The organism is Jeotgalicoccus aerolatus (assembly GCF_014635205.1).
GTDB classification, from domain to species: domain Bacteria; phylum Bacillota; class Bacilli; order Staphylococcales; family Salinicoccaceae; genus Jeotgalicoccus; species Jeotgalicoccus aerolatus.
This window is the reverse complement of the sequence record NZ_BMCN01000001.1, coordinates 337,068-361,959: the sequence shown is the minus strand read 5'-3', so window position 1 is coordinate 361,959 and position 24,892 is coordinate 337,068. Positions and strand designations below refer to the sequence as shown.

General features: G+C 43.0%; 25 protein-coding genes and 1 riboswitch. Of the genes, 8 read left to right on the top strand and 17 right to left on the bottom strand.

Features of this window, described 5'->3' with window-relative positions; translation table 11 throughout:
* Nucleotides 1–12 precede the first annotated feature (12 nt).
* From odhB to brnQ, 3 genes are all read left to right on the top strand, one after another.
* Complete coding sequence (gene odhB, locus IEU81_RS01850) at nt 13–1,257, top strand: 2-oxoglutarate dehydrogenase complex dihydrolipoyllysine-residue succinyltransferase (RefSeq protein ID WP_092594759.1); 1,245 nt, start codon at nt 13–15, stop codon at nt 1,255–1,257.
* Nucleotides 1,258–1,336: 79 nt separating this feature from the next.
* Nucleotides 1,337–1,531, top strand: a complete 195-nt coding sequence (locus tag IEU81_RS01845) for a DUF6501 family protein (RefSeq protein WP_186090044.1) — start codon at nt 1,337–1,339, stop codon at nt 1,529–1,531.
* Nucleotides 1,532–1,626: 95 nt separating this feature from the next.
* Entirely contained in the window at nt 1,627–2,940 is a 1,314-nt protein-coding gene (brnQ, locus tag IEU81_RS01840; protein ID WP_092594763.1) for a branched-chain amino acid transport system II carrier protein, read from the top strand.
* 175 nt (nt 2,941–3,115) lie between these two features.
* On the opposite strand, the gene IEU81_RS01835 is transcribed toward brnQ, so the two are convergent.
* On the bottom strand, nt 3,116–4,180 hold the full coding sequence (locus IEU81_RS01835; protein ID WP_373867774.1) for a toxic anion resistance protein: 1,065 nt from the start codon (nt 4,178–4,180) through the stop codon (nt 3,116–3,118).
* Between the two features lie 130 nt (nt 4,181–4,310).
* A complete protein-coding gene (locus IEU81_RS01830; RefSeq protein WP_186090042.1) occupies nt 4,311–5,030 on the bottom strand; it encodes a 5-bromo-4-chloroindolyl phosphate hydrolysis family protein in 720 nt (239 codons plus the stop codon).
* Nucleotides 5,031–5,153: 123 nt separating this feature from the next.
* Between IEU81_RS01830 and IEU81_RS01825 the strand changes: the two genes are divergently transcribed.
* Both IEU81_RS01825 and cspA read left to right on the top strand, forming a co-directional pair.
* The gene (locus IEU81_RS01825; RefSeq protein ID WP_092594769.1) at nt 5,154–5,444 is read left to right on the top strand and encodes a DUF1033 family protein; all 291 of its coding nucleotides are present in this window, start codon (nt 5,154–5,156) and stop codon (nt 5,442–5,444) included.
* 121 nt (nt 5,445–5,565) lie between these two features.
* Nucleotides 5,566–5,766 (top strand): cold shock protein CspA, encoded by a 201-nt coding sequence (cspA, locus tag IEU81_RS01820; RefSeq protein ID WP_026859816.1) that lies wholly within the window; start codon nt 5,566–5,568, stop codon nt 5,764–5,766.
* Between the two features lie 504 nt (nt 5,767–6,270).
* Here cspA and lysA read toward each other — a convergent pair.
* The 8 genes from lysA to IEU81_RS01780 all read right to left on the bottom strand — a co-directional run bounded on the left by lysA (nt 6,271) and on the right by IEU81_RS01780 (nt 15,019).
* Nucleotides 6,271–7,548 (bottom strand): diaminopimelate decarboxylase, encoded by a 1,278-nt coding sequence (gene lysA, locus IEU81_RS01815; RefSeq protein WP_186090040.1) that lies wholly within the window; start codon nt 7,546–7,548, stop codon nt 6,271–6,273.
* On the bottom strand, nt 7,538–8,608 hold the full coding sequence (locus IEU81_RS01810; protein WP_186090039.1) for an alanine racemase: 1,071 nt from the start codon (nt 8,606–8,608) through the stop codon (nt 7,538–7,540). Before IEU81_RS01810 ends, lysA begins: the two co-directional genes overlap by 11 nt.
* Nucleotides 8,609–8,626: 18 nt before the next feature.
* Nucleotides 8,627–9,775, bottom strand: a complete 1,149-nt coding sequence (locus tag IEU81_RS01805; RefSeq protein WP_186090037.1) for a M20 metallopeptidase family protein — start codon at nt 9,773–9,775, stop codon at nt 8,627–8,629.
* 1 nt (nt 9,776) lies between these two features.
* Nucleotides 9,777–10,493, bottom strand: a complete 717-nt coding sequence (dapD, locus tag IEU81_RS01800; protein WP_186090035.1) for a 2,3,4,5-tetrahydropyridine-2,6-dicarboxylate N-acetyltransferase — start codon at nt 10,491–10,493, stop codon at nt 9,777–9,779.
* Between the two features lie 14 nt (nt 10,494–10,507).
* Nucleotides 10,508–11,221: a 4-hydroxy-tetrahydrodipicolinate reductase gene (gene dapB / locus IEU81_RS01795; protein WP_092594779.1), complete on the bottom strand. Its 714-nt coding sequence runs from the start codon at nt 11,219–11,221 to the stop codon at nt 10,508–10,510.
* Nucleotides 11,218–12,105 (bottom strand): 4-hydroxy-tetrahydrodipicolinate synthase, encoded by an 888-nt coding sequence (dapA, locus tag IEU81_RS01790; RefSeq protein ID WP_092594781.1) that lies wholly within the window; start codon nt 12,103–12,105, stop codon nt 11,218–11,220. The genes dapB and dapA overlap by 4 nt, the downstream gene beginning before the upstream one ends.
* Before the next feature lie 12 nt (nt 12,106–12,117).
* Nucleotides 12,118–13,095 (bottom strand): aspartate-semialdehyde dehydrogenase, encoded by a 978-nt coding sequence (locus tag IEU81_RS01785; protein WP_092594783.1) that lies wholly within the window; start codon nt 13,093–13,095, stop codon nt 12,118–12,120.
* An 81-nt stretch (nt 13,096–13,176) separates the two neighbouring features.
* Nucleotides 13,177–13,355, bottom strand: a riboswitch (Lysine riboswitch).
* A 62-nt stretch (nt 13,356–13,417) separates the two neighbouring features.
* On the bottom strand, nt 13,418–15,019 hold the full coding sequence (locus IEU81_RS01780) for an ABC-F family ATP-binding cassette domain-containing protein (RefSeq protein ID WP_092594785.1): 1,602 nt from the start codon (nt 15,017–15,019) through the stop codon (nt 13,418–13,420).
* A 189-nt stretch (nt 15,020–15,208) separates the two neighbouring features.
* Between IEU81_RS01780 and IEU81_RS01775 the strand changes: the two genes are divergently transcribed.
* Complete coding sequence (locus IEU81_RS01775; RefSeq protein WP_092594787.1) at nt 15,209–16,081, top strand: CvfB family protein; 873 nt, start codon at nt 15,209–15,211, stop codon at nt 16,079–16,081.
* 400 nt (nt 16,082–16,481) lie between these two features.
* On the opposite strand, the gene pepF is transcribed toward IEU81_RS01775, so the two are convergent.
* Nucleotides 16,482–18,287: an oligoendopeptidase F gene (pepF, locus tag IEU81_RS01770; protein WP_186090033.1), complete on the bottom strand. Its 1,806-nt coding sequence runs from the start codon at nt 18,285–18,287 to the stop codon at nt 16,482–16,484.
* Nucleotides 18,288–18,417: 130 nt separating this feature from the next.
* Between pepF and IEU81_RS01765 the strand changes: the two genes are divergently transcribed.
* Nucleotides 18,418–18,738, top strand: a complete 321-nt coding sequence (locus IEU81_RS01765) for a DUF2651 family protein (RefSeq protein ID WP_092594793.1) — start codon at nt 18,418–18,420, stop codon at nt 18,736–18,738.
* A gap of 116 nt (nt 18,739–18,854) precedes the next feature.
* Here the strand turns inward: IEU81_RS01765 and IEU81_RS01760 are convergent, their stop codons facing one another.
* The gene (locus IEU81_RS01760; protein ID WP_092594795.1) at nt 18,855–19,211 is read right to left on the bottom strand and encodes a YflT domain-containing protein; all 357 of its coding nucleotides are present in this window, start codon (nt 19,209–19,211) and stop codon (nt 18,855–18,857) included.
* Between the two features lie 696 nt (nt 19,212–19,907).
* On the opposite strand from IEU81_RS01760, the gene IEU81_RS01755 reads away from it, so the two are divergent.
* Nucleotides 19,908–20,003 carry a type I toxin-antitoxin system Fst family toxin gene (locus IEU81_RS01755; protein WP_186090031.1) on the top strand — a complete coding sequence of 32 codons (96 nt, stop codon included), beginning with the start codon at nt 19,908–19,910 and terminating at the stop codon, nt 20,001–20,003.
* A 148-nt stretch (nt 20,004–20,151) separates the two neighbouring features.
* Here IEU81_RS01755 and IEU81_RS01750 read toward each other — a convergent pair whose 3' ends face one another.
* The 5 genes from IEU81_RS01750 to IEU81_RS01730 all read right to left on the bottom strand — a co-directional run bounded on the left by IEU81_RS01750 (nt 20,152) and on the right by IEU81_RS01730 (nt 24,804).
* Complete coding sequence (locus IEU81_RS01750; protein ID WP_186090030.1) at nt 20,152–20,490, bottom strand: hypothetical protein; 339 nt, start codon at nt 20,488–20,490, stop codon at nt 20,152–20,154.
* Nucleotides 20,491–20,660: 170 nt separating this feature from the next.
* Nucleotides 20,661–20,804: a hypothetical protein gene (locus tag IEU81_RS01745; protein WP_186090028.1), complete on the bottom strand. Its 144-nt coding sequence runs from the start codon at nt 20,802–20,804 to the stop codon at nt 20,661–20,663.
* 199 nt (nt 20,805–21,003) lie between these two features.
* Entirely contained in the window at nt 21,004–22,251 is a 1,248-nt protein-coding gene (locus IEU81_RS01740) for a peptidoglycan bridge formation glycyltransferase FemA/FemB family protein (RefSeq protein ID WP_186090026.1), read from the bottom strand.
* 21 nt (nt 22,252–22,272) lie between these two features.
* Nucleotides 22,273–23,535, bottom strand: coding sequence for an aminoacyltransferase (locus IEU81_RS01735; RefSeq protein ID WP_186090025.1), 1,263 nt, complete (start codon nt 23,533–23,535; stop codon nt 22,273–22,275).
* 21 nt (nt 23,536–23,556) lie between these two features.
* Nucleotides 23,557–24,804 carry an aminoacyltransferase gene (locus tag IEU81_RS01730; RefSeq protein WP_186090023.1) on the bottom strand — a complete coding sequence of 416 codons (1,248 nt, stop codon included), beginning with the start codon at nt 24,802–24,804 and terminating at the stop codon, nt 23,557–23,559.
* Nucleotides 24,805–24,892 lie beyond the last annotated feature (88 nt).

The window sequence follows — 24,892 nt, the reverse complement described above, 5'->3', positions numbered from 1 at the left end:
GTATATATTAAAATGGCTGAAATTATCGTGCCTGAATTAGCAGAATCAATTACAGAAGGAACAATCTCTACTTGGTTTAAACAAGTTGGAGATTCAGTAGAAAAGGGCGAGAATGTTCTCGAACTTGAAACTGATAAAGTAAACGTTGAAATCGTCAGTGAAGAAGCCGGCGTTATTTCAGAACTTAAAGCTGAAGAAGGCGATACTGTTGAAGTTGGACAAGTCATCGCTGTGATCGGCGAAGGCAGCGGCGCACCGAAAGCTGACGCAGCGCCTGCTAAAGAAGAAGCAAAAGCTGAAGAAAAAACTGAAGAGAAATCTTCAGCATCTGAAGCAGCAGCAGACGATTCAAATGACGAATTAGTCGTTGCAACACCATCAGCAAGAAAATTAGCACGTGAAAAAGGCATTAAAATTTCAGACATCAACCCGTCTGATCCTCGCGGCTTAGTACGCAGCCAGGATGTTGAAAATCACGGCAATGCACCAGCGCCTAAAGCAGACGCTAAAGCTGAAACAAAACAGGCTGCACCAAAAGCAGATGCAGCGCCAGAAAAACCGGTTAGACGCGAAAAAATGTCACGCCGCAGACAAACTATTGCAAAACGTCTCTTAGATGTATCGCAAAACACTGCTATGCTGACAACATTTAATGAAATCGACATGACTAACGTCATGGAACTGAGAAAACGCAAGAAAGAAAGCTTCCAGGATCGTAACGACGGCACTAGACTCGGCTTCATGTCATTCTTTACGAAAGCTGCAACAGCTGCACTTCGTAAATACCCGGCTGTAAATGCTGAAATTGACGGAACGGACTTTATCTACAAAGAGTTCTTCGACGTTTCAATTGCAGTATCTACAGATGAAGGCCTTGTCGTACCGGTTGTCCGCGACACTGACCGCAAAACATTCGCTGAAATTGAAAATGATATTGCAAGCCTGGCTCAAAAAGCGAAAGATAAAAAATTATCTCTTGATGATATGGCCGGCGGTTCATTTACAATTACTAACGGCGGTGTGTTCGGATCACTGATGTCTACACCAATCATCAATGGTACACAGGCTGCAATCTTAGGTATGCACACGATTCAAAAACGTCCTGTTGCAGTCGGTGACGATATTGAAATCCGTCCAATGATGTACGTAGCGCTAAGCTATGACCACAGAATTATCGACGGTGCAGAATCAGTCGGCTTCCTGAAAACAATTAAAGAGCTGATTGAAAACCCTGAAGATCTTCTGTTAGAAGGCTAAGAAAAACAAATAATATAATAAGAGAAGGGTATCCTCGAGATATAGGATACCTTTTCTTTTTTAATCAGGAGGATAAACAATGATTCAAAATGAATGGGAAAATAGCAATCTAAGAACTGTTACTGTCAAACATGTGGATGCAGCAAAATATAAAGTATCTGATATGCTGACAGTCGGCAAAGAATATACAGTCGTTAATGAAACTGAAGAATATATTTTTGTCATAGATAATTCAGGAAAAGTCGGCGGCTTCTATAAGACTTATTTTTTATAGTTAAAAAGTCAGATAATTTCAAAAATTTATAGATTTATTTATAGTTGTGTTGTAGAATTATGACATACTAATTATTTACAGAAGAGGCGATTACCATGAGTACAAAACAAGTCATAATGGTCGGTTTTACATTATTTGCCATGTTCTTCGGAGCAGGTAACTTAATCTTCCCACCGGCACTCGGCTTTTCAAGCGGAGAATTTTTCTGGACAGCAATTCTTGCTTTCGTCCTGACAGGCGTCGGACTTCCTTTACTGGGAGTTGTCGTCGGATCGATTTCTAAAGGCGGGTATAAAGAATCACTAAAAAATATTCACCCGGCCTTTGCAGTAATTTTCCTAATTGCGATTTATTTAACAATTGGACCGTTTTTCGCAATACCAAGAACAGCAACAACAGCTTATGAAATGTCAGTCGTGCCATTTTTAGAAAGTAATTCAGCGATGTGGCTGCTTATTTTCTCATTAGTTTATTTTATCGTCGTTTTATTATTAAGTCTAAAACCAGGCACACTCGTGAACAGTATCGGACAAATACTAACACCGCTACTCTTGATAGGAATTGTACTGCTGATCGTCGTTGCAGGCTATACATACTTCAATAATCCAGTGGTTCCTGCCGCTGAAACATTTGAAGGATCAGCAGCATTTACAACAGGCTTTACTGAAGGTTACTTAACGATGGATGCCATTGCAGCAATTGCCTTCAGTGTACTCGTGCTGAACTCGATACGTCAGCTTGGTATTACAAACCGTAAAGAGTTACTGATCGGTACGATAAAATCAGCAATTCTTGCTGCTATCCTCTTAGCTGCTATTTACATTTCACTCGGCTGGCTGGCAAACAGAGTTGATCTCGGCGGTACAGCTGTCGATGATCAGAACCTGGGTACCTTCCTCTTAACATTTATGAGTAATGATGTATTCGGCGTCTTTGGACCGATTTTACTCGGTGCGATCGTATTATTCGCATGTGTAACAACAGGAACTGGCTTAATCGTATCTGTATCTGAATACTTTAACAGCATCATTCCTAAAATCCCTTATAAAGTATGGGTGGTTCTGTTCGTACTGATTTCATTCGGACTTGCAAACCAGGGTCTGAACCAGGTTATCGCAACAAGCGTACCGATTCTGTCGATTATTTATCCGGTCGCTATGACGACAGTACTGCTCTTAATATTGACGTACTTCTTACCGTCACCAAGACTCAGTCTGCAAATTCCGGTTATTCTCGTTTCAATATTATCGATCATATCCGTTGTACACAGAAACGGCTGGGTCGAAATGAGCTGGCTCGAATCACTGCCATTGTTCGCTAACAGTTTTGAATGGATTCCATTAATGATTGTCGGTTACATTGTCGGCTACTTAATCGGCTTGAAGAAACCGAGAGTAGAGTACTCTTAAGATAAAAAGTATCTGAGGAACCCTAATTTTGAGCTGGGATTTGGTTCACACTGTCAGTCAAAGTTGTTTGAATGACAGTGTAGGACTAAAATATTTGTGAATGAGCTTTCGCTCGAGTTACGAAAAAAGCACTTCTCCAAACGGAGAAGTGCTTTTTTGTCTATAAAGTTTATAATTAATAGCGGTGTTTATCTTTAAGCTGGAGCAGTCGTTCCTTCAGTTCTTTTTCCATAGTCACGAGTTCAGCTTCAGCAGATTTACGTTTTTGAGTGCCTTCTGATTGAATTCTGAGTGTTTCCTCGATCGTCGTCACCAGGTTCTCCTGAGTTGTTTTCAGCGTTTCAATATCGACGATGCCGCGCTCATTTTCAGTAGCTGTTCTGAGAGAGTTCTGTTTCAGCATTTCACTGTTTTTAGTCAACAGATCATTCGTCGTATTCGTTACTTCCTGCTGGGCTTTAGACGCTGATTCCTGACGGAGCAGGGTCAGTGCAATCGCCATCTGGTTTTTCCATAATGGAATACTCGTTAAAATTGAACTTTGAATTTTTTCTGCTAAAGTCTGGTTAATATTTTGGATCATGCGAATCTGCGGTGCAGACTGCAGGGTAATTTGTCTCGACAGTTTTAAATCGTGCACGCGTTTTTCAAGACGGTTGATGTACTGCATCATGTCGTTGACGTCCTGCACGTCCATTTGGTTATTCGATGCTTCAGCTTTCGCTTTCAGGCGGGGGAGGGTCTCATTTTCAAGTTCCTCTTTTTTAAGATCTGCTGCAGCGATATAAATATTAATCGCATCAAAATAATCTTTGTTTTGGTTATATAAGCCGTCCAGCATGTTCACATCTTTAACCAGCACCTCTTTAGCATGTTCCAGCTGGATAGATATTCTGTCGACCTGTGAAGCGATACTCTGATGTTTTGATATCATTTCGTTCACTGAACGTTTTACGCGGCCAAAGAGGCGTTTAAAGACGCCTTTTTTCTCGTTGGTCAGTTCATCTGGATCGATTTCTTTCAATTTCTTCATTAATTCTTCTAAAGTTTCACCAATAGGTCCCACATCTTTAGACTGAACTTCATTCAGCATCTGATGAGAAAACTTCGACATAGCCTGCTGGGCATTGGCACCGTAAGTAATCAGCGCATCATTATCCAGCGGTTCAATTTTGTCTTTAATTTCCCGAATGGACTTAAGATCCGCCTCGCTGAACTGTTCCTTATACGTCGTCAGCATTTCACTGTCAGCCGGACGGCTGGCAGCAGCTGCTTTCTCAGGCTCCAGTACAAGACTGTCATCACTATCATCTGCCTGTTTAAATGGATCCATCAATAATTCATCTTTAATATTTTTATCTTCAGTCATTCTATTCACCCCGATGTAATTTTTCTTTTACTTTTGATTTTTCATTTCGCTTCAAATTGATTTTTTGTTTACCGAGCTTGTTATCGAGCACTGCCTGGCGTTTTTTAGCACGTGTTGCATTCATCTTAATCAAGTCGCGTTCGACATTTAAATCCTGGTAGCTGCTCTGATTCATATGAGACAAGTTGGACTGCAGCGTACGTTTCAATTCTAACATTGACAGACGCGTCTCATGCAGCTGAATGCGTTCATTTTTAGATTTCCCCGGCATCTTGTACAAATATAAATACTTTTCAATTGTATTGACTGCCGTCTCCAGATTGGAGTGGAAAAACTGCTGAACGCTGTAAAACTGTCTCGGATCATCTTCTACAGATGAAATAATCGTTTTAACGATCCTGTTAATATCGAATACCATTTTCGCATCTTTCAGCGATCTGATATTCATATAGCTGGAACGCAAACGATTTGTGTGCTCTTTCGCCTGAGCAAGCTGTTCTTTTATATACTTATATTCACTGTTCGTCAGTTTTAGTTTCTCTAAATGCTTATTATGTGAAATGCGCTGGGCGGGGAGGTAGGATACCCCAAATCCGCCGATACCGGCGACTACGTCTAAGAACATATGAATATCCAATACATTAGACGATAAAAGCCAGACAACCAGACCTGCCGGAACGGCAATCACGGAAGCAATGAAATGAGAAAAATTTCTCTTCATCGTTCAAAACTCCTTAATATATATGAGGCTATTTCTTACAATTATAAAGCGTTATGCTTGATAATGCTAATTATACGCGTTTATAATGATTAATAATATCGGCTATGAAATGGAGTTTTAAACATGTATGAAGTCGTGATCGTTAAAGCAGATTATGAAGGCTGGTGGCTGTTTGAAGGCTGGCAGGAAGACATAATAAAAAGGCATCCGTTTAAAGCAAAAGAAGACATGATATCCGGCTACGAATCAATAATCAAGCAGATGAAAGAAGACTACAATAGCTATGTCACAGGAAAATATGGCATGCACGCATTCTTTAACGCATGCGAAATCGAGTTTTGCGAAGACTGTGATGAAGACGTCCAAATATACTACACGCCGATAATGACGGAAAATAATGAATTGTATAATTAATTTTGAAAAAGACACACAATTGTTGGAAATCGATTTGCAAAATAACAAAGTATATTGTATAATATGAATCATCAGTAAGTTCTTCTTATTGATAATTTACGTCTTTTGGAGGATTTTATTAATGAAACAAGGTACAGTGAAATGGTTCAACGCAGAAAAAGGATTTGGCTTCATCGAAATTGAAGGAGAAAACGATGTATTCGTACACTTCTCAGCAATTAACCAAGAAGGCTACAAATCACTTGAAGAAGGCCAAGCAGTAGAATTTGAAGTAGTTGAAGGCGACCGCGGTCCACAAGCTGCAAACGTTGCTAAACTATAATTATAAATTGATTCATTAGAATAATTTGTAACTACTAAACAAGCACCCGGATAGACTCCGGGTGCTTGTTTTTTTATGGGAATTTAGAGTAAGTGCGGCGGATCTAAGGTGTTTACTCAGCAGTTTATTAAAATAGACTAAAGTGGATCTATTGTCAGGTCGATGTGACTGTCTCATTGGCCGAGTAAGGGCTCCAGTCAGACAATCAAACGCGCTCATTGGCCATGTAAGGGCTCTAGTCAGACAATCAAACGCGCTCATTGGCCATGTAAGGACTCTAGTCGGACAATCAAACGCGCTCATTGGCCGAGTAAGGGGCCCTAGTCGGACAATCAAACGCGCTCATTGGCCGAGTAAGGGCCCTAGTCGGACAATCAAACGCGCTCATTGGCCGAGTAAGGGCCCTAGTCGGACAATCAAACGCGCTCATTGGCCGACTGAATCAAAAAACACCCACACAAAAAATGCACCGGCATCCAAAATGCCGGTGCGTCCTTATATAGCTTACATTACGTCGTTTTCAATCAGCTGTTCCAGTGTCTGGCGCTTAATGACTTGACGCACATGACTTTCTCCGACAAAGACTACCGCTGGTTTTTGCATCTGGTTGTAGTTCGAGGCCATGGAGTAGTGGTAGGCGCCGGTTGTCCGCACTGCCAGCAGGTCCCCGCGCTTTAAATCGGCCGGAAGCTTTTTACCTTGTCCGATAATGTCGCCGGATTCGCATAGTTTGCCGACGACATTCACTGCCGCACGGTCTCCTGCAGCTTCACGCACCGGCAGCACGTCGTATTCTGCTCCGTATAAAGGAGTACGGATGTGATCGCTCATACCGCCGTCAATCGAGACGTATTTACGCACGCCCGGTATATTTTTAATGGTACCGACTTCATATACGGTAATGGCTGCCTCAGCGGCAATCGAACGGCCGGGTTCAATCATAATGTGCGGCATGCCGCGGCCGGATTCAGCAGCGACTGCCTTCAAATGACCGATGATCCGGTCAAAGCCTGACTCAATCGGGAATCTCACATCACCGTCGACATATTTGACGCCAAATCCGCCGCCCATGTTCAATATTTCTATACTTATATCATGTTCGTCGAGCCAGGCGTAAACGTTAGTAATGGCGTTAACAAACGGCGTGCTGTCATCGAGCTGAGAGCCTATATGATAATGGATGCCCTTAAAATCAAGATGCGTACTCTTATCAATCAAATCAATTGCTATTTTAGCCGCACCGTTTGACAGCGACAGACCAAACTTGCTGTCTTCCTGTCCGGTCGAAATATAATCGTGTGTATTCACTTCAACGCTCGGGTTAATGCGGATCAGCACCTTGACTAAATCATCCGGCGCCAAATCACCAGCTAAACTGTCAATCAGACCGATTTCATCCAAACCGTCTATGATAAAGAAGCGCACACCGGAATCCAGAGCGTACTCGATTTCATGAGGTGTCTTGTTATTGCCGTGAAAATGAATATCCTCAACCGGGAATCCGGCTGTTAAAGCCGTGTATAATTCACCGATCGAGACGACATCCAGCTCCATATTTTCAGCATCCAGCAGTTTGATCATCTGTATACTGCTGAAGGCTTTAGACGCATAGGATACGGAGTAGGAAAGGTTATGACTGTTTAATATATTGTGATATTTCTTCATCATGCCTGTCATATACAACTCATCGTATATGATAACCGGCGTGCCGTATTCTTTCGCAATATCACTAATTTTATGTCCTCTGATTTGAAGTTCTCCCGCTGAATAATTAAACGTCATATATAAATTCTCTCCCTAGTGATTGATAATTTAAAGCTCCCAGCTGTTCTGAGTTTGCACCGACACCGAGCTCGGTAAATTTATCGATGCGCAGCCGGCTGTTATACAGATAAACATCCATATCCGCTGTGACGTCATCATCGACCAGCACAGCCATATGACTCATCATTAAAGCGACGATCGGATACGTTTGTCCGCCGATTTCACATTCATAACCGGCTCGTGCACGAAGTACGCCGTCGCCGTAGCCGATATCAACAATTGCCACACGGCAGTCTGCATAGGCTTTAAATGCTGCACCGTAGCCGAGTGCCATACCTTCTTTTAAATCTCTGAACTGAATAATCGGTGCTGATAAAACCGACGGCTGGATAAAATCTTTATCGTCTAAATGATTAAACGGTTTTGAGCCGTATAGACCGATACCGAGACGGACGTGGCTATGATCATCAAACAAGCCGTCTCTGACATAGCTTGCGCTGTTCTGAGCGTGGATCATAGCAGGCGACACTCCTAATGCCTTCACGTCTTTAACAAACTGCTGCCACAAAGCGCTTTCTTCTTCATAGATACCGTCAAATTCGTCGGCATAGCCGAAATGAGTCCACAGACCGGTAAAGCTTAAGTCGAGATCTAATTGCTTCATATCGTTTAAAATATACTCAAGCTCGCTGATGTCAGTCAAACCCGAACGGTTAAAGAGACCGGCATATTCTATATGCAGATTTAAGCCGGCCAGTTCGTGCTTATATGTATCGTAATAAGCAGCAGAGGGCAGGGTGATATGCAGATTAAACATGCGCGCCCGTTTAAAGTCTGCCGTCGGATTCATTAAAATAATGTCGGCATGTTCACCGCACATTTGCCGGATTTTCACCGCATCATCCATAGATGTCGTGGCGAAAGCCCGGATGCCGGAAATTGCGAATGCTTTCACTGCAAATTCCAGTCCGTAGTTGTATGCATTATTTTTAACGACCGCGATCGTTTGATTCGGCAGCTGAAACTGCTTTGCCTGTTTAATAAACTGCGCTTCATCGATTTGAAAAGTACCGCCCATGGCTATGTCTCCCTGCTATTAGTAATTGTTTAAAAGTGCCTGATAATAATCTGCGACTTTGATCAGCACGCGCTCATCAAAGTTAAACGTATCGGTATGGAGACTCGATGCAAATCCTTTTTCAAGGTTGCGGCAGCCTACAAAGACAAAATACGTTTTACCAATATTATTATAAAAACTAAAATCTTCGCCGAATAAATACGGCTTATCTTTTTCTATACCGGACAGTCCTGCTGCACTGATTGACTGTTCAACCGGCGCTTTTAAGTCCGCGTCATTATTCACTGCCGGATAGCCCTCAGTATAATATAATTCAACCGTTACGCCGTACAATAATTCCGCTGCCTCTTTAATTTTAGTCAGCTGCGTTTTAATGACAGCAAGATCTGCTGCCTGGTAAGTGCGAATCGTGCCGCTGAGCGATGCATTGGCAGGCACTGTATTCACCGCTTCACCCGAACTGATTTGCCCCATATGAATAATATTGCGGTTGAGGCCGTCTAAATGAAACTGCTGAATATTGCCGACTTCTGCGGCGATTTTTAAAATAGCCTCGAGCGCTGAAATTCCCTGATGCTTTTGAGCCACATGGGCGCTGGCACCTTTTACTCTAAAGTGAAATTCAGTGGCGCTGGCTGTCAGTTCATCGTTTTTATACAGCACGAGTCCTTCATCTTCATCCGGCATTAAATGCACACCGAAAATGGCATCGAAGTCCGGACGCGTCTGCCAGGCGTTAATCATTAAATTCGCTCCGGCATTGGATTCCTCTGACGGCTGGAAGATTAAGACACAGTTATGTTTTAACTGGCCCTGATCTTGAAGCCCCTTAAGGCGTTTAGCGAATAAGAGGAGGGCAGTCGTATGCCCGTCGTGGCCGCACGCATGCATGACATTGTCTGCAGCACTTTTATAAGGGACGTCATTTTGCTCTTGCACCGGCAGGGCATCGATATCTGCTCTAAAGCCCAGCGTTATTTCGCTGCTGCCTTCCAGCACACCGATCACACCGGTATCTAAAATTTGATAATGGTTAATATTTAAATCTGTTAAGACAGATTTTATATATTCAGTCGTCTTGTATTCTTTTAAACTCAATTCCGGATGCTGGTGCAAATGTCTCCGGTGCGCTGTGACAAATTCAAGTTCTTCGTCATAGACAGACATGTTAATCGTTCAGCTTTCTCAGTGCCTGGACAATTTCTTTTTTAGAACCGGTCACATCGCTCGCTTGTTTAATGACACGTGCCGGTGTCCCTGCAACGACTGCACCTGCTGGAACATCTTCTGTAACAATGGCACCAGCAGCAACAATCGCACCTTGGCCGACAGTCACGCCTTCTAAAATCACAGCGTTGGCACCGATTAATACGTCATCTTCAATAACGACAGGGGAGGCACTTGGCGGTTCAATTACACCCGCTAAGACAGCACCTGCACCGACGTGAACGTTTTTACCAGTCGTTGCACGCCCGCCTAAAACTGCGTTCATGTCGATCATGGTCCCTTCGCCGACAATCGCACCGATATTAATTGACGCGCCCATCATAACGACCGCGCCGTCACCGATGACTGCGTGTTCACGAATAAATGCACCCGGTTCAATACGCGCCTTAGTATTCGTTAAATCCATTAAAGGAATCGCTGAGTTGCGGCGGTCCTGTTCAACGACGATATCCGTTACTTTATCTTCTATTGAGGGATAAAACTTCTCCCAGTCGCGTGCATCTGCAAAAATAGTTTTAGAATCCGCTGTTCCGAATACTTTAAATGATGGGTTAAACTCAACGTCTTCAAAGCTGCCGTTAATATATATTTTTAGCGGTGTTGCTTTCTCCGCATCTGAAATGTACTGAATGATCTCTTCTGCTGTAAATTTTTCCATCGTGTAAAATCTCCTTAGAATATGTTGTTATAGTCGTAAAATCCGTTACTTTTATTAATTAAGCTTTCCGCTGCTTTAATCGCGCCATTGGCAAATATATCTTTAGACTGTGCGATATGTTTTAATTCAATGACTTCGTCGTGGCCGGCAAATATCGCATCGTGCTGGCCGACAATCGTCCCGCCGCGAATCGCACTGACACCAATTTCGTCAACTGAGCGGGGCTGTGATACTGAAGAACGGTCGTAGACCGGATAGCTGCCTTGTCGGGCATCGAGTGCCGTATCAAGCAGTTTAACCAGGGTGCCGCTCGGGGCATCGACCTTCTTATTGTGATGGCGCTCGATCAGTTCAAGATCGTAATCGCCAAGCTGTTCCAGCGCTGACTGCAGCAGCTGATTTAACACATGCACCCCGTAGCTCATATTGGCACTGAAAAAGACCGGTGCCGCTTTAGAACGTGCCTGAAGTTCAGCGACGATTTCTTCCTTTTGTCCAGTTGTTGCCACGACCAGAGGCGTAGTGAAGGGCTGTTTAATCAGCGGTAATATACGCTCCGGATTGGAAAAATCAATGGCCACGTCTGCCTTGGCTTCATCGATTGATTCAAAAGCAGTATAATCCGTCTGACTTGAGGATATCACACCCGCAATCTCGTGGCCGGCTTCAACTGCTAAATCCGCCACAATTTTATTCATGGTGCCGTATCCGATTAAGAGTATTCTCATACTCTCACACCTTTTCTAAAGGCATTGAATGTATCGACGATAGGCTGGCGCACTTCTTCTTCTAAAGGCAAGAGCGGCAGGCGGAGTGCATATTCACCGAAGCCGAGTTCAGCTGTTAAGGCTTTAACCGGAATCGGGTTAACGTCGATTTGGACTGCATTAATGACGGGCATAAGCGTATTAAAACGGCTTCTTGCTGTCTGGTCGCCAGCTTTCATCCCTTCATAGATATCTTGCATTTCACCCGGAATGACATTGCCGACGACTGAAATTAAGCCTTTGCCGCCGAGCGCCGTAAAGTCCGGCAAATTATCGTCGTTGCCGCTGTATAGTGAAAATTCAGAATCAACAAGGTTTAAAACATTGATCGTGTAGTTTAAATCACCGACTGCATCTTTTAGAGCAACGATATTTTTATGATGACTGAGTTCGAGCACCGTTTCAGCTTCGATCGACATGCCCGTGCGTCCCGGCACGTTATATAAAATAACAGGAATATTAATCTGATCGGCAATCGCCGTAAAGTGGGCGATTAAACCGCGCTGGTTACTCTTGTTGTAGTAGGGGGTAATCAGCATGACGCCGTCCGCACCGGTTTCTTCAGCAAAAATCGATAAATCGATCGATTTCTGAGTGGAATTCGTGCCGGTGCCGGCAATGACAGGTACGCGGCCTGCAACCGTTTCAACACCTGTTTTCAGCAGATTTTTAATTTCTTCATCTGACAGCGTCGGGGACTCGCCGGTCGTGCCGTTAATAATTAAACTCTGAGCATTGTTGTCAATTAAATATTCTATATGTCTTCTGAATGCATCGTAATCCACCTGATTGTCTTTAAACGGGGTGGTCATAGCAACGCCAATACCTTCAAAAATCGGACTCATATATATCTCTCCTTATTTGTGATCAATTAATGATTTTAAAATCTGCACTGTATTTTGTGCTGCGCCCTTAAGAATATTATCGCCGACACACCAGACGTGGAATGTATTTTCTAAAGTCGGATCTTTTCTAATGCGGCCGACGTAAATTTCATTTTCATCAGTCGCTTCGTACGGTGTCGGATAAACGCCCTCGGCAGGATTATCCATGAGTACGATATGCGGAATATTTCTAAAGGCATCTCTCACTTCTTCTTCACATGCCGGCTGAGCTAAAGTGACGTTTATCTGAACGCTGTGGCTTGAAATGACAGGCACTCTGACGCATGTTGCAGTCACCTGCAGCGAGTCATCACCTAAGATTTTCTTCGTTTCATCGATCATTTTGACTTCTTCCTTCGTATAACCGTCGTCTAAAAATACATCGATTTGAGGAATCACATTATTGTAAATCGGTTTCGGGTAGGTCGTCGGCTCAGCCCCTTTGGCACCTTCTTCAAGATCTCTGATGCCGCCGGCACCAGAACCGGATACCGACTGGTAAGTTGCATAGTGGACGCGTTTAATACCGAATGTATCGTATAAAGGCTGCAGTGCAATGACCGACTGGATGGTCGAGCAGTTGGGGTTAGCGATGATATTGCGTTTAAAGAGCGGTGCGTTAATTTCCGGTACGATTAAATCAATATCTTCGTGCATTCTCCAAAAGCTCGAGTTGTCGATAACGATCGCGCCGCTCTGTTCAAATAGGGGAGCGAACTTTTCACTCGTCGAACCGCCGGCACTCATAATGACGTAATCAAATCCGTCTGCCGTTTTTTCTTCAGTCAATTCCTGAACAATATAAGTCTCACCCTTAACCGTTAATTTCTTGCCGCTTGAGCGCTTTGATGAAAAAAGGACTAATTCATCAAAGGGGATTTCATACTGTTCGACCATTTCGATCATCTTTGTACCGACAACACCTGTGGCACCAACGATTGCAAGTTTCATATAATACAGCCTCCTGGAAGTTTTTTCTGAATAGAAATTAAAAAAACAAGCCCGGCAACCGGACTTGTTTAAAATTTTATATACAAGCGATGCCCTCCATTATTCTTTCAAATAATGACAAATCCATAGCTCTTAACCTGTGAATCCAACGGCCCGCAGCTGCGTTGCTGACCATTTCGGCATCTCACCCTTTCGTCATATACACTTTCGCAGAAGTTAAGTATATGAGTACTATTGATCGATGCGCCTCATCCGTACTATTCAGTTTTTGATGTTGATTGTCATTATACATAACAAAAGATTCAAAGTAAACAGATAATTCTTAGTTCTTAATAATTCCTTTTTCTCTTAAGTAATCTTCGTAGCCAATTTCCTTAACTAACGCCTTGTTATCGCTAATGTCGAGCACTGCGTTTGAGATCGTATTAATAAACTCTAAGTCATGTGAAGTAAAGATAATAGAACCTTTAAATTTCTTCAGACCGTCGTTTACTGCTGTAATACTTTCTAAATCAAGGTGGTTTGTCGGTTCATCGAGTAAGAGTACGTTCGCTTGAGACAGCATCATTTTGCTGAGCATGGCGCGTACTTTTTCTCCACCGGATAAGACACTTGCTTTTTTCTTCGCTTCTTCACCGCTGAACAGCATTCTGCCTAAGAAGCCGCGGAGGAATGTTTCCGTCTGTTCTTCAGGCGGTGCGTACTGGCGCAGCCATTCAACCAGGCTTAAATCAACGCCTTCAAAGTAGTCAGAGTTATCTTTAGGGAAGTAGCTCTGTGAAGTCGTCACACCCCAGTTGACGCTGCCGGAATCCGGTGTGACTTCGCCCGCTAAAATGCGCAGTAAAGTCGTGCGCTGCAGCTCAGATCCGCCGGTTAAAATAATTTTATCGTCGGGGGATAAAGTAAACGTTAAATCATCGAGTACCGTTTCGCCGTCGATTGCATACGATAAATTTTTAACCGTTAATAATTCGTTGCCGATTTCTCTTTCCGCTGTAAAGCCGACGAAAGGGTAGCGGCGGGATGACGGTTTAATATCATCGAGTTCAATTTTTTCGAGCATTTTTTTACGGCTCGTCGCCTGCTTGGATTTAGAAGCGTTGGCGCTAAAACGTGCAACGAAGTCCTTAAGCTCTTTAATCTTTTCTTCTTTTTTCTTATTTTGATCCTGAGACATCTGCAGAGCCATTTGGCTTGACTGATACCAGAAGTCGTAGTTGCCGACGTACAGCTGGATTTTGCCGAAGTCTAAATCCGCAATATGCGTACATACGTTGTTCAAGAAGTGTCTGTCGTGGGATACGACAATCACAGTGTTTTCAAAGTTAATTAAAAATTCTTCCAGCCATTGCACCGCTTCGATATCGAGACCGTTGGTCGGCTCATCGAGCAGCAGGACGTCAGGGTTGCCGAAGAGGCTTTGTGCCAAGAGCACTTTAACTTTCGCTGTATTATCGATTTCACCCATCGTTTTATCGACTAAATCGTGAGTGACACCGAGGCCGTGGAGGAGAGTTTCAGCGTCACTTTCTGCTGTCCAGCCGCCCATTTCGCCGTATTCACCTTCGAGCTCAGCCGCTCTGATGCCGTCTTCATCAGAAAAATCGGGTTTCATGTAAATTTCATTTTTCTCGTTCATAATTGACCATAGTTTCTCGTGGCCCATCATCACCACGTCGAGTACGCGAGTATCTTCGTAGCCGAAGTGATCCTGGCGAAGAAACGCCATGCGCTCGTCCGGTCCTAAAATTACGTGTCCGTCCGAATCCATTTCACCAGTTAAAACTTTCAAAAATGTAGATTTCCCGGCACCATTTGCACCGATTAAACCGTAGCAGTTCCCGGGTGTAAATTTAATATTTACATCTTCAAATAATTTTCTGTCGCCAAATCTCAGACTCACGTCGCTAACTTGCAGCATGTACATTCTCCTTTATATTAAAACAATCATTTTTATATGGACATTCATAAGAAATAATACCATAAATATGGTACTATTTAAATATGCTAATCTGTTCATCCGTGTGCTTACTATTAAAAATACGCAATATTAAACATTAACTGATAAACGAAAAATACACAATAGAAACAATTTAAATGAGGAGTCTATATGACAAAACTTTCAGGTACTACACAGTTTTTAAAAGTAATTAAAAAAGAAGGATCGACTTACACGCTCGTTACAGAAGACGACAAGTATATCCGTATGAACCGTTCCGAAATCGAAGGCGATAAAGATTACGATATCGACGAAGAGGTGCTGGTTTTTATCTATCCAAACCGTTCGGGCGAACTGTTTGCGACACCGAATCTGCCGAGCATCAACGCCAATAAATTCGGCTATGCCCGCGTCAGTGAGGTCAACCGTGACGGTGCGTATCTCGACATCGGCTCTCCGCGCGAAATTTTAATTCCGTGGATCGACTTGCCGCGCATGAAAGAAGTCTGGCCGCAGGTCGACGATATGGTGTACGCGACAGTCCGCGTCGAAGCTGACGATCAAATGTACGGCCGCTTAATTAATGAAACCGAAGTCGATGAAAAATTCCAGCCGCTGACAAAAGAAGACTATGAAACACTCGGCAACAAGTGGCTGAAAGGGCGTCCTTACCGTCTGCTGCGCGTCGGCACCTTTATTTTATCTGAAGAAGGCTACAAAGTCTTCGTACACGAAACCGAACGCGAGCAGGAACCGCGCCTCGGCCAGGAAGTCGACTTCCGCGTCATCGGTATAAACGATAAAGGCGAAGTCAACGGCTCATTTTTAGAAAAAGCCTATAAACGCTTAGGCACCGACGGTGAACGCATCGTAGAATATATGCAGATGCACGGTGATATGATGGAATTCTCGGATAAGAGTTCCCCTGAAGACATTAAAGCAACATTCAACTTATCAAAAGGCCAGTTCAAACGCGCACTCGGCGGTTTACTAAAAGAAGGCCGCATCGAATTCGTTAACGGCGTCACGCACTTAAAAAAATAATATAATATTGACTGATTAGGCGGAATCCCGGAATTATATATGGGGATTCCGCTTTTTTGCGGTTTTTTGGGTGGCGTTGGGCGCTTGTCGGACAATGAGCATAACTGATTGGCCGACTAGACCCCTTACTCGGACAATGAACATATCTGATTGGCCGACTAGACCCATTGCTCGGACAATGAACAAGCTTGATTGGCCGACTAGACCCCTTGCTCGGACAATGAGCATAACTGATTGGCCGACTAGACCCCTTACTCGGACAATGAACATATCTGATTGGCCGACTAGACCCTTTACTCGGACAATGAGCAAGCTTGATTGGCCGACTAGACCCCCTCACAAAATATAAAACCAACAAAAAAGGAGGAATCCGCAGATTCCTCCAGCTTATTATTCAAATTTAGCCTTCAATTTCTTTCGTCAGCGCTTCTAATTCGTCTACGAGCGCGCCGACGTATTTTATAGTGTTGTTCAGCGGGGCGTCGGTCGTAATATCGATGCCTGCCATCTTCGCTAAATCAACCGGTGTTTCTTTACCGCCTGTTTTCAGCACTTTCAGCCAATCATCGACAGCCGGCTGGCCTTCGTTTAAAATACGCTGCGACATTTCCGTCGCGATAGTTAAGCCCGCAGAATAAGTGTACGGATAAAGACCCATGTAGTAGTGGGGCTGTCTCATCCAAGTCAGCTCAGCGCCTTCGGTAATCTCAACATCGTCGCCCCAGAATTTTTCAATAACCCCGCGTTTAATTTCGTTCAGCAGTTCAGCCGTCACGGTTTCATAATTATCAACGTGTTTGTAAACTTCACGCTGGTACGCTGCTTCCAATAAGTGCGTGACAAAGTTGTGGTAATAGGTGCGTGAAATAATCGAACTGATCACCCAGCGTTTAAACTTAGGATCCTCCGAATTTTTCAGCAAGTGATTCGCCATCAGCATTTCATTCATCGTACTCGGCGCTTCGATAAAGTACATAGAAGGGCGCGTATCGAAAATATTCTGCGCGCGGTTGGCGTTGTAAAAATGACCGGCATGGCCAAGTTCATGTGCCAGCACGAATACTTCTTCCATTAAAGAAGACCACGAGATTAAGATAAAAGGATGTGAACCATACGGGCTGGAGCAAAATGCGCCTGTTGATTTCCCTTTATTAACAACAAAATCAATCCAGCGCTCATCGTAGGCACGATTAATCATTTCCGTATAATCTTCACCCATAATACCTAAGGCGTCCAGAATATATTTGCGCGATTCTTCCACGCTGATTTCCGGCTCGCTTTCAGGATCCAGCGGGATTTTTAAATCTTCATAGCGCATTTTATCGAGTCCGTGAACGTTTTGCAGGAGCTTAGCATAGCGTCTCATATGCGGCGCAAGGTCCTCAGTAATGACATCGATTTGACGATCGTACAATTCGCGGTCAACTTTTTGCTTATGCAGCAAGTAGTCAATCACGGAATCGTAGCCGCGGAGGTCAGCCTCAGCTTTCTCCTGTTTTAAATGAATGTCATAAGTCCCGGCAGTCGTATGCTCATACTGCTTCAGCGATTCAGAAAACTTCTTAAACGCCGCACGGCGGACTGCCTTGTCCGGATTAGACTCGAGGCCGCCTTCAAACGCTAAATACGATAAAGAATACTCTTCACCGTTCGCAGTAAAGGTCCCGAAATCAATATCGAGCAGTTTTGTTTTCTGATAAAGATCGTATGCGCCGCTGAAGACTGAAGAAAATGATGCGAGCGCTTTTTCAACATTCTGGTCGAGCTGGTAAGGTTTATTGCGGAGCAGATCCTCAATAAATCCTGTATATTCCTCTTTCTCTTTAGCAATCTCCTTTAAGAAAGATTCATCTTTCGCTAATAATTCACTTTGTAAAAAGCTGGTTTTCGAACTTAAGTTTGTCCCCGCATTACCGACCAGTGCACCGAGTTTCTGAGCATCCTGATCACTGCGGTCCCCTGATAAGCGCAAGTTCGAATATGTACCGATTAAAACAAACTGTTCTAAAATGCTCCGGTAGCTGTCGATCGCTTTGACAGCAGAAGAGACATCATTAAGCTGTCCTTGAAAATCTGCCTCAAACGCATCGATACTCGTCTTCACAGAATCAATTGCCGTCCGGCAAGCATCATCGTCCTTAAATAGAGGACTCAGATTCCACGTATAATTGACGTCAACATCCTGTCTGTGCTGTAATTCTGACATTAAATCATCTCCCTGGTTATTTATCCCTCTGTTACACACTATATTATACATAAAATTTTGAATATTGTATATTCATAGCAAAATGAGTAAAAGGAGGGGAAAGCGGGTATAAATTGAACGAGGTGAGGATATGGTCAATGACTTTCAGTTTTACTTATATTCAATTTTAGCGGTGATCATTTTATCACTTGCTGTAGCATTTTTCTTGAAAAAATACATGATAATGCCTATTTTGACACTAATAGTGATGGGGATCGCAGCATTCGTGCTGCCGAACTTTTACGACAATCTGGAATGGCAGCCGCTCTTAGGCTACGCTGCATTTTTAGCAGTACTGTCATTCGTCATTACAATGTCGATTTGGGTCGTCAACCGCAATCGCAAACACAGTAAAGAATTGCGTCAGGCAGAAGAAACGATCGAGGAAGCCGAACGAAAAAAGGAAATTTAATACCAGAATTAAAACGCTTATTGATCAGCGTTTTTTTGTTTGGGCGAAAAGAAAAACCAGCTGCACCGCCCAATATAGTGGGGGGGGATACAGCTGGTTTCTTTTATTTCAATATTTTATGAAAGTGCAGCATCTAAATCTACACCGTTTGCATCAGTTACGATTAAGAACACGCCGCCTTTATCGAGTTCTGCTTCATATTCCGTTGCTTCTTCCTTAGAGAAGCCGATATTTTCAAACTTATTGCGAAGTTCATCACCTTGTTTTTCGAAAGTCGTTTTAACTGCATCAGCTAAACCTTGCTCAGCAGCGCCGATTGTATTCGCGTCTGCATTGGAAGCGATGCGGTCTGTGCGATCGTCATCGTGAGAGAGGACGTAAATATTTTCTTTTTCTACTTGATTGGATTTTAGAATTGCAATATCTTCCTGAATTCTATCGTCATTATGATAAACTTTGAAAAATGGTGCCATAATAATATCCCTCCGAAGTTAATTTTTCGAACACAGTACTATATATATCCGTTTTAGGGATTCTAAAACATAGTCAACGGGAATAGGTCACTATATACTCGCCATATTATGCTGTATATACAACTTCCTATAATATATGTTATGTAAACTTTAGTAAGTATTTTAAAATAGGTCTGTAAAATCATTGCTGTTTATAAGTATATTGGTATTGATTTGTTGTTTATATTTATATGCTGATTTAAGTTCACATCATGAATCCATATGCTGCGGATTGTTATTCAGCCGCCGTTCTTAGCGTCTTTCTATATTTAACTCAGCCATTCTCAGCTCATTTAATGTTCTTCACGTATAATCCTTCAGCTCAAGTTCTTAAAATGACTCATTAATTTGTCCATTTTAGCCGTTTTTTACTAATATATAGATTTCATCATTTTACGTTTATTTTGACCAATTCTTATATAAATACTATAAGACGTCCATTATTCCTGAATTTTAAACGCTGCTGGATTCATTCCAATCAATCCTTATATACGTTGATATTTTTCATATAAATGACACGCATACAGACCACACTATTTTATCGGTTTAAATTATCTGAATATTCATTTAATTATGTATCATCAATTATATTATGATAAAATTAATAAAGCTGTCCGGCCCCACTTCTGTGCGTATAGCATGGAGGGAGGTGACACCATGCAGGACACTTTACTGGAATTACTGGTTGCCCCGATTACCGTCGGAGTGATCGTGTCGTTGTTCACTTATTGGCTGAACGATGATGATGACTAACCGGACAGCCGCCAATACACCACTAAAAAACGCCCAATCTATGACAGTAGATTGGGCGTTCGGTGTTTCCATGCTGGACACTTTGCTTATACATATATTATAGCATCAGCTGTTGCTGTTGTAAAATGAAACGAAAATCATCGGATGATTAATCCCAGCCTTCATCCGGTTTCCAATCCCTAATCCGCTCAAACGCTGCATCGCTCACCGAATACGTCTTTTCATCCGAATTGGCCAAATCATCATTTACCGTCAATTCATCAATCACATCGTACAGCGATTCGATTTCATCCAGCGCAAACGCATACTGCGCCTGACTCATCACCACACTGGCAATTTTTTCGCCGTCCATCACATGCACAACACTTTTCTCCCGCTCAGCCAAATCAAACACGGCCTTCGGATCCGCCTGAAACTCCGCAAAATCTACCGTAATCGGCTTACTGACCGCCACCTGCAGCGCCTCCTTTTCTATATTCAACTTCATTATACCCTCTCACCCCGTTTATACACGAATTCCAAGCCAATTCATACGATAAACTTCTAAATCCCAATGTTATTTGCGCTGTCAGGTCAATGAACACCGCTCATCTGCCTGATAAATTCACTGTCAGGTCGATGAATACCGCTCATCTGCCTGATAAATGCGCTGTCAGGTCAATGAATACCGCTCATCTGCCTGTTAAATCTGCTGTCAGGTCGATGAATAGCGCTCATCTGCCTGATAAATGCGCTGTCAGGTCGATGAATAGCGCTCATCTGCCTGATAAATGCGCTGTCAGGTCGATGAATAGCGCTCATCTGCCTGATAATGATGCTTATCCCGTCATTGTCGCTCCCACAGTGACCCGATACGCCCCTTATCCCGTCATTGTGGCCAAATTCACCCGCAATCCCGCATCAAATTCACCAAATTCACCCAACCCTCAGCGAACCTAAACCCCCAACCCAAACAAAAAACCGGAGCAGCACCCGCTGCTCCGGTCAATCATTCAAATCATCATATTTTGCCTAGCTTTTTTGCTATTGCGTATACGGGTTTGTTAAATACCTTATCAAAGGTGCCCGGCAGTTCTTCAATATACGGGGTAAAGCCGCGTTTAAAGCGGTAAACGCCGTAGTCTTGTGCGTTTTCGGTAAAGTCCCCGGTTAAGCCGAAGAAATTAAAACGTTTGACGCCGATTTCCTGCGCTTTTTTAATCATTTCCCAAGTGGCGAAGTTGGTGCCTTTAAAGAAGGATAATTCCGGATAGCTGCCGCTGAACAGGTAGACCATTTCATGGTTATTATAATAGTACATTCCTGCCGACAGATCGAGCTCCGTCCCGAATTCCGCTTTGAATTCTTCCATCTTCTTGATCCGCTTGTCTTTACTCGCAAGCTGCTCTTTATGTTCGTTGACGCGTTTTTTCTCGCGCTTCGTCGCTGTGCCATTGGCCGCTTTTTCTTCGATTTCCGCAATATGATCCAGTTCTATATCGCGTTCGTCTTCAAGCTGCTTTAAATAATCATCCACGTTAACGTGGGTCAGCACTAAGAACATGCGGTCTTTCAGCGTGTTCAGCAGATTTTTAATTTTCTCTGCCGGCACAGGATCAAAGCCGATGCGTTCTTCTGTTTCTTTATATATTTGGATGAATTTATCGTATTCATCTTCATCTAAAAGTTTCAGCTGCAGCGGCATGGTTTCCGTCTGGCGCGTATTATAACGCGTCGTCGTATCCATCTGCTTTAAAATATCATCGAGCGGTTTATCGACATCGATGACGGCCTGGAATCTTAACAATTCCTCGGTAATCAGTTCTGTCGTAAAGCCGTGATGTTTATAGCCTAAATCTTCATATAAAGAAATAAGTTCACGGTTATTCTGCGGGTCATCTTCCGCCACATTACCGTCTTCGTCACGCATCTGATAGACCGTGTACGGTGAATGGATCATCTGCAGGGCGCCGTGCGACTTCGCATACTGATCGATTTCTTCTAAAAAGAATTTCAACCGTTCGTTAGAAAAGTCCTGAATTAAAGGTCCGGTATGAGACGTAAACAGTCTGAATTTCTTCAGAACCGATGTCGCGCTCAGCATAGAGACGCCGATTAAATCATCACCGTCAAACAGACCTAACAAATGCGTTTCATTCACGTTTGAAATGTAATCGTAAAATAATTCATCGTGGAAGTAATGCATATGCCCAGTATAATTTTCTTCAAATTGTTTAAATGCTGCTTCTGTTATTGGTTTTACTTCCATCGCTGGATCAAACCTTTCTCTTTACTTATTCAGTCCCAATTTTGCTTTCACTTTATATACGTTGTGCTGCAGCGGTGCAATGACTTTAACGAAGTCACCGACCAGCTCTTCAATTTCAGCATTAAAACCGCGCTTAAATCGATAAACACCGTAGTCCTCGCCGTCTTCAGAAAAATCTCCGCTGACGCCGTAGAAATTATAACGTGAAATATGATGTTCAATACAATACTTCATCATTTCGAGATGCATTTTATACGGCCCGACAAACTGCGGGTATTCCGAAGTGCTGGCTCCTGAGTTATAGACCAGCTCATATGGTGTTTCGAAATAAATACCGGCAGCAAGATCCAGCACATTGCCTTCTTTCTCGTGAATAACTTTCGCTTCATCGAGATCGCCGGTTAAGTTCGACACCTGTTTTTCCATCTCTTTAATTTTATTTAAAGTCTTCTCGTTTTTATGCTCTTTGGCCTGCATGGCTGTCAGACGTTTTGTCACGTCTTCCAATTCAGCCGTTAAGTTTGCGACGTACTTATCGAGTTCGATATAAGCATATGGTATAAGCACTTTATCGCCGTAAGCTTTTTTGAAATTCGAGAAATACTTTTTAGGATCCGGGTGCGTAAAGAAGCCCTGGCGCTCTGAAGTGTCCGCATAGAGCTTCACGAACTTATCGATTTCATCCACCTCTAAAAATCTGAGCTCGACACCGTATTTCTGAACTTTTTTCATATTGCGCTTACGCTGAGAGTCGAATGACTTAATCAGCTGCTGCTCGTTCTCAAACGGCGACACGTCGAGCACACTCATCCAGCGCGCCTGAGACGTTTTAGAATAACCGCGCGTAAAGCCTTCGTGGCCGTAGCCGAGAGACTCTAACAGTTCAATGACCGAATCCTGTGCCGGATAGTCATCCTTTTCAACAACATCCTTATCGTATTTTTTGTAAATCCAGTTCGGATCGACTTTCACGTAAGAACAATTATTATTCTTCAAGTAGTCAGTTAAGCCCTCAAAGTAAAAACGAACCAGCTCTAAATTGTGGTAATCCAATACCGGTCCTCTGTTTGAGTAGTAAAAATATTTGCCCATGACTGTCGGCTGCAAGGTAAAGAGACATGCCGCGACAACTTTCTCAGCATCATCCTTAAGACCGAGCAGTTTAACAATTTCACCGGTCATTTCCCGGTTGGTTTTATTTTCAATCATTTGGAAGAAAGCCGCTTCATGCCCTTCTTCGATAAATGACGCATATTCCTGATCCGTTAATTCAACAAACTTCATGAGATTCACTCTTTCTCTTATTTAATTCCGCAGCTTGTTCAAGCCTGTGTAGACTTTATAGGCCGCACCGTTTATCGGTTTAATAAAGTCACCGATATACTCATTGACCACTGCATTAAACCCTTTTTTAAACTGAATCACACCGTAATCCTCAGCATTTTCGGTAAAATCACCGCTGATGCCGTAGAAATTGTACTGGTCGATATCCTGTTCCAGCGCGTACTGAATCATGGTCCACTGAATCAGATAACTGCCGGCAAAATGCCTGAAATCGTTATCCGTACCGCCGGAAAGATAAGTCACTTCATGCGGTGTGACGATAAAATACGCACTCGACAGCGGCAGCTCCTTACCGTGCGTTTGCAGTAGGCTCTCGCCCTCAGTCAGCTTGGCGTCAATGTTCTCAACCTGCTCAGTCAGATTCTTAACTTTATTCTGGTTCTTCTCGTTATCCGGATCACGCTCTAAAGCACGTTCTGCCTTATCGAGATTCTTCGCCATCTTCTTCTTATCCTGTGCAATCGACGCATTATAATCCTCTAAATCTACGTAAACCATCGGGATCATCACCTGATCTTTAAAGTAGCGTTTACGGTCGATATAAAAACTGTCATCTCTATCGAAGAATTCCTTCATCTCAGACGTATCTTTCATAAACTTGCGGAAAATATCGATATTATCCAAATCTAAATACTTAATATGGAGACCGTGCTTTTCTGCCTTTTTAATATTACGGCGGCGCAAGTTATCCATGTCATCGAACACTTCTTTTTTATCTTTATCCTTCAAATCAAGCACAGAATGCCAGCGCACCTGAACAACAGGATCAAAACCGTTTCTAAAGCCGTCGTGCGCGTAGCCTAAAGCTTTAAAATTATCGAAAATATAATCGTTGTTCATCGACTCGATAATCTCACCTTCGTGATTGCGCTTATTAATGACCTCGTAAGGATCGACACGCAGGTACATGACCTTCTTCGGTTTTAAGAATTTCGTCAAACCTTCAAAGAAAGTATTGAACACCGCTTCATCACTGTAATCCAGAACCGGGCCTCTGTTAGTATATGCATATTTAAACACTTTCATAACAGGCGTCAAAGTCACCAGACACGCTGCCTTTACTTCTTCATTATCCTTCACACCGACCAAATACGTTTCAATGCCGCTGTCAGTTTTTAATTTATAATTCTGTTCCATCTGGGTAAAATGACTGAAGTGAATCTTCGTATAGTCATTAAATTCATCTAGCGTTAACTCAGTAAATTGCATAATGGCACTCCCGTTCATCAATTCTCAATCTCTAATATAGTAACAGATTTCAGCCTGTGTTTCATCTAATTACATAAGGCGGCACTGC

What these genes read in the sequence shown, in the direction of transcription:
- odhB (WP_092594759.1), top strand. Translation starts at nt 13, where the DNA reads ATGGCTGAAATTATCGTGCCTGAATTAGCAGAATCAATTACAGAAGGA.
- IEU81_RS01845 (WP_186090044.1), top strand. Translation starts at nt 1,337, where the DNA reads ATGATTCAAAATGAATGGGAAAATAGCAATCTAAGAACTGTTACTGTC.
- brnQ (WP_092594763.1), top strand. Translation starts at nt 1,627, where the DNA reads ATGAGTACAAAACAAGTCATAATGGTCGGTTTTACATTATTTGCCATG.
- IEU81_RS01835 (WP_373867774.1), bottom strand. Translation starts at nt 4,180, where the DNA reads ATGCTGACGACGTATAAGGAACAGTTCAGCGAGGCGGATCTTAAGTCC.
- IEU81_RS01830 (WP_186090042.1), bottom strand. Translation starts at nt 5,030, where the DNA reads ATGAAGAGAAATTTTTCTCATTTCATTGCTTCCGTGATTGCCGTTCCG.
- IEU81_RS01825 (WP_092594769.1), top strand. Translation starts at nt 5,154, where the DNA reads ATGTATGAAGTCGTGATCGTTAAAGCAGATTATGAAGGCTGGTGGCTG.
- cspA (WP_026859816.1), top strand. Translation starts at nt 5,566, where the DNA reads ATGAAACAAGGTACAGTGAAATGGTTCAACGCAGAAAAAGGATTTGGC.
- lysA (WP_186090040.1), bottom strand. Translation starts at nt 7,548, where the DNA reads ATGACGTTTAATTATTCAGCGGGAGAACTTCAAATCAGAGGACATAAA.
- IEU81_RS01810 (WP_186090039.1), bottom strand. Translation starts at nt 8,608, where the DNA reads ATGGGCGGTACTTTTCAAATCGATGAAGCGCAGTTTATTAAACAGGCA.
- IEU81_RS01805 (WP_186090037.1), bottom strand. Translation starts at nt 9,775, where the DNA reads ATGTCTGTCTATGACGAAGAACTTGAATTTGTCACAGCGCACCGGAGA.
- dapD (WP_186090035.1), bottom strand. Translation starts at nt 10,493, where the DNA reads ATGGAAAAATTTACAGCAGAAGAGATCATTCAGTACATTTCAGATGCG.
- dapB (WP_092594779.1), bottom strand. Translation starts at nt 11,221, where the DNA reads ATGAGAATACTCTTAATCGGATACGGCACCATGAATAAAATTGTGGCG.
- dapA (WP_092594781.1), bottom strand. Translation starts at nt 12,105, where the DNA reads ATGAGTCCGATTTTTGAAGGTATTGGCGTTGCTATGACCACCCCGTTT.
- IEU81_RS01785 (WP_092594783.1), bottom strand. Translation starts at nt 13,095, where the DNA reads ATGAAACTTGCAATCGTTGGTGCCACAGGTGTTGTCGGTACAAAGATG.
- IEU81_RS01780 (WP_092594785.1), bottom strand. Translation starts at nt 15,019, where the DNA reads ATGCTGCAAGTTAGCGACGTGAGTCTGAGATTTGGCGACAGAAAATTA.
- IEU81_RS01775 (WP_092594787.1), top strand. Translation starts at nt 15,209, where the DNA reads ATGACAAAACTTTCAGGTACTACACAGTTTTTAAAAGTAATTAAAAAA.
- pepF (WP_186090033.1), bottom strand. Translation starts at nt 18,287, where the DNA reads ATGTCAGAATTACAGCACAGACAGGATGTTGACGTCAATTATACGTGG.
- IEU81_RS01765 (WP_092594793.1), top strand. Translation starts at nt 18,418, where the DNA reads ATGGTCAATGACTTTCAGTTTTACTTATATTCAATTTTAGCGGTGATC.
- IEU81_RS01760 (WP_092594795.1), bottom strand. Translation starts at nt 19,211, where the DNA reads ATGGCACCATTTTTCAAAGTTTATCATAATGACGATAGAATTCAGGAA.
- IEU81_RS01755 (WP_186090031.1), top strand. Translation starts at nt 19,908, where the DNA reads ATGCAGGACACTTTACTGGAATTACTGGTTGCCCCGATTACCGTCGGA.
- IEU81_RS01750 (WP_186090030.1), bottom strand. Translation starts at nt 20,490, where the DNA reads ATGAAGTTGAATATAGAAAAGGAGGCGCTGCAGGTGGCGGTCAGTAAG.
- IEU81_RS01745 (WP_186090028.1), bottom strand. Translation starts at nt 20,804, where the DNA reads ATGAGCGCTATTCATCGACCTGACAGCGCATTTATCAGGCAGATGAGC.
- IEU81_RS01740 (WP_186090026.1), bottom strand. Translation starts at nt 22,251, where the DNA reads ATGGAAGTAAAACCAATAACAGAAGCAGCATTTAAACAATTTGAAGAA.
- IEU81_RS01735 (WP_186090025.1), bottom strand. Translation starts at nt 23,535, where the DNA reads ATGAAGTTTGTTGAATTAACGGATCAGGAATATGCGTCATTTATCGAA.
- IEU81_RS01730 (WP_186090023.1), bottom strand. Translation starts at nt 24,804, where the DNA reads ATGCAATTTACTGAGTTAACGCTAGATGAATTTAATGACTATACGAAG.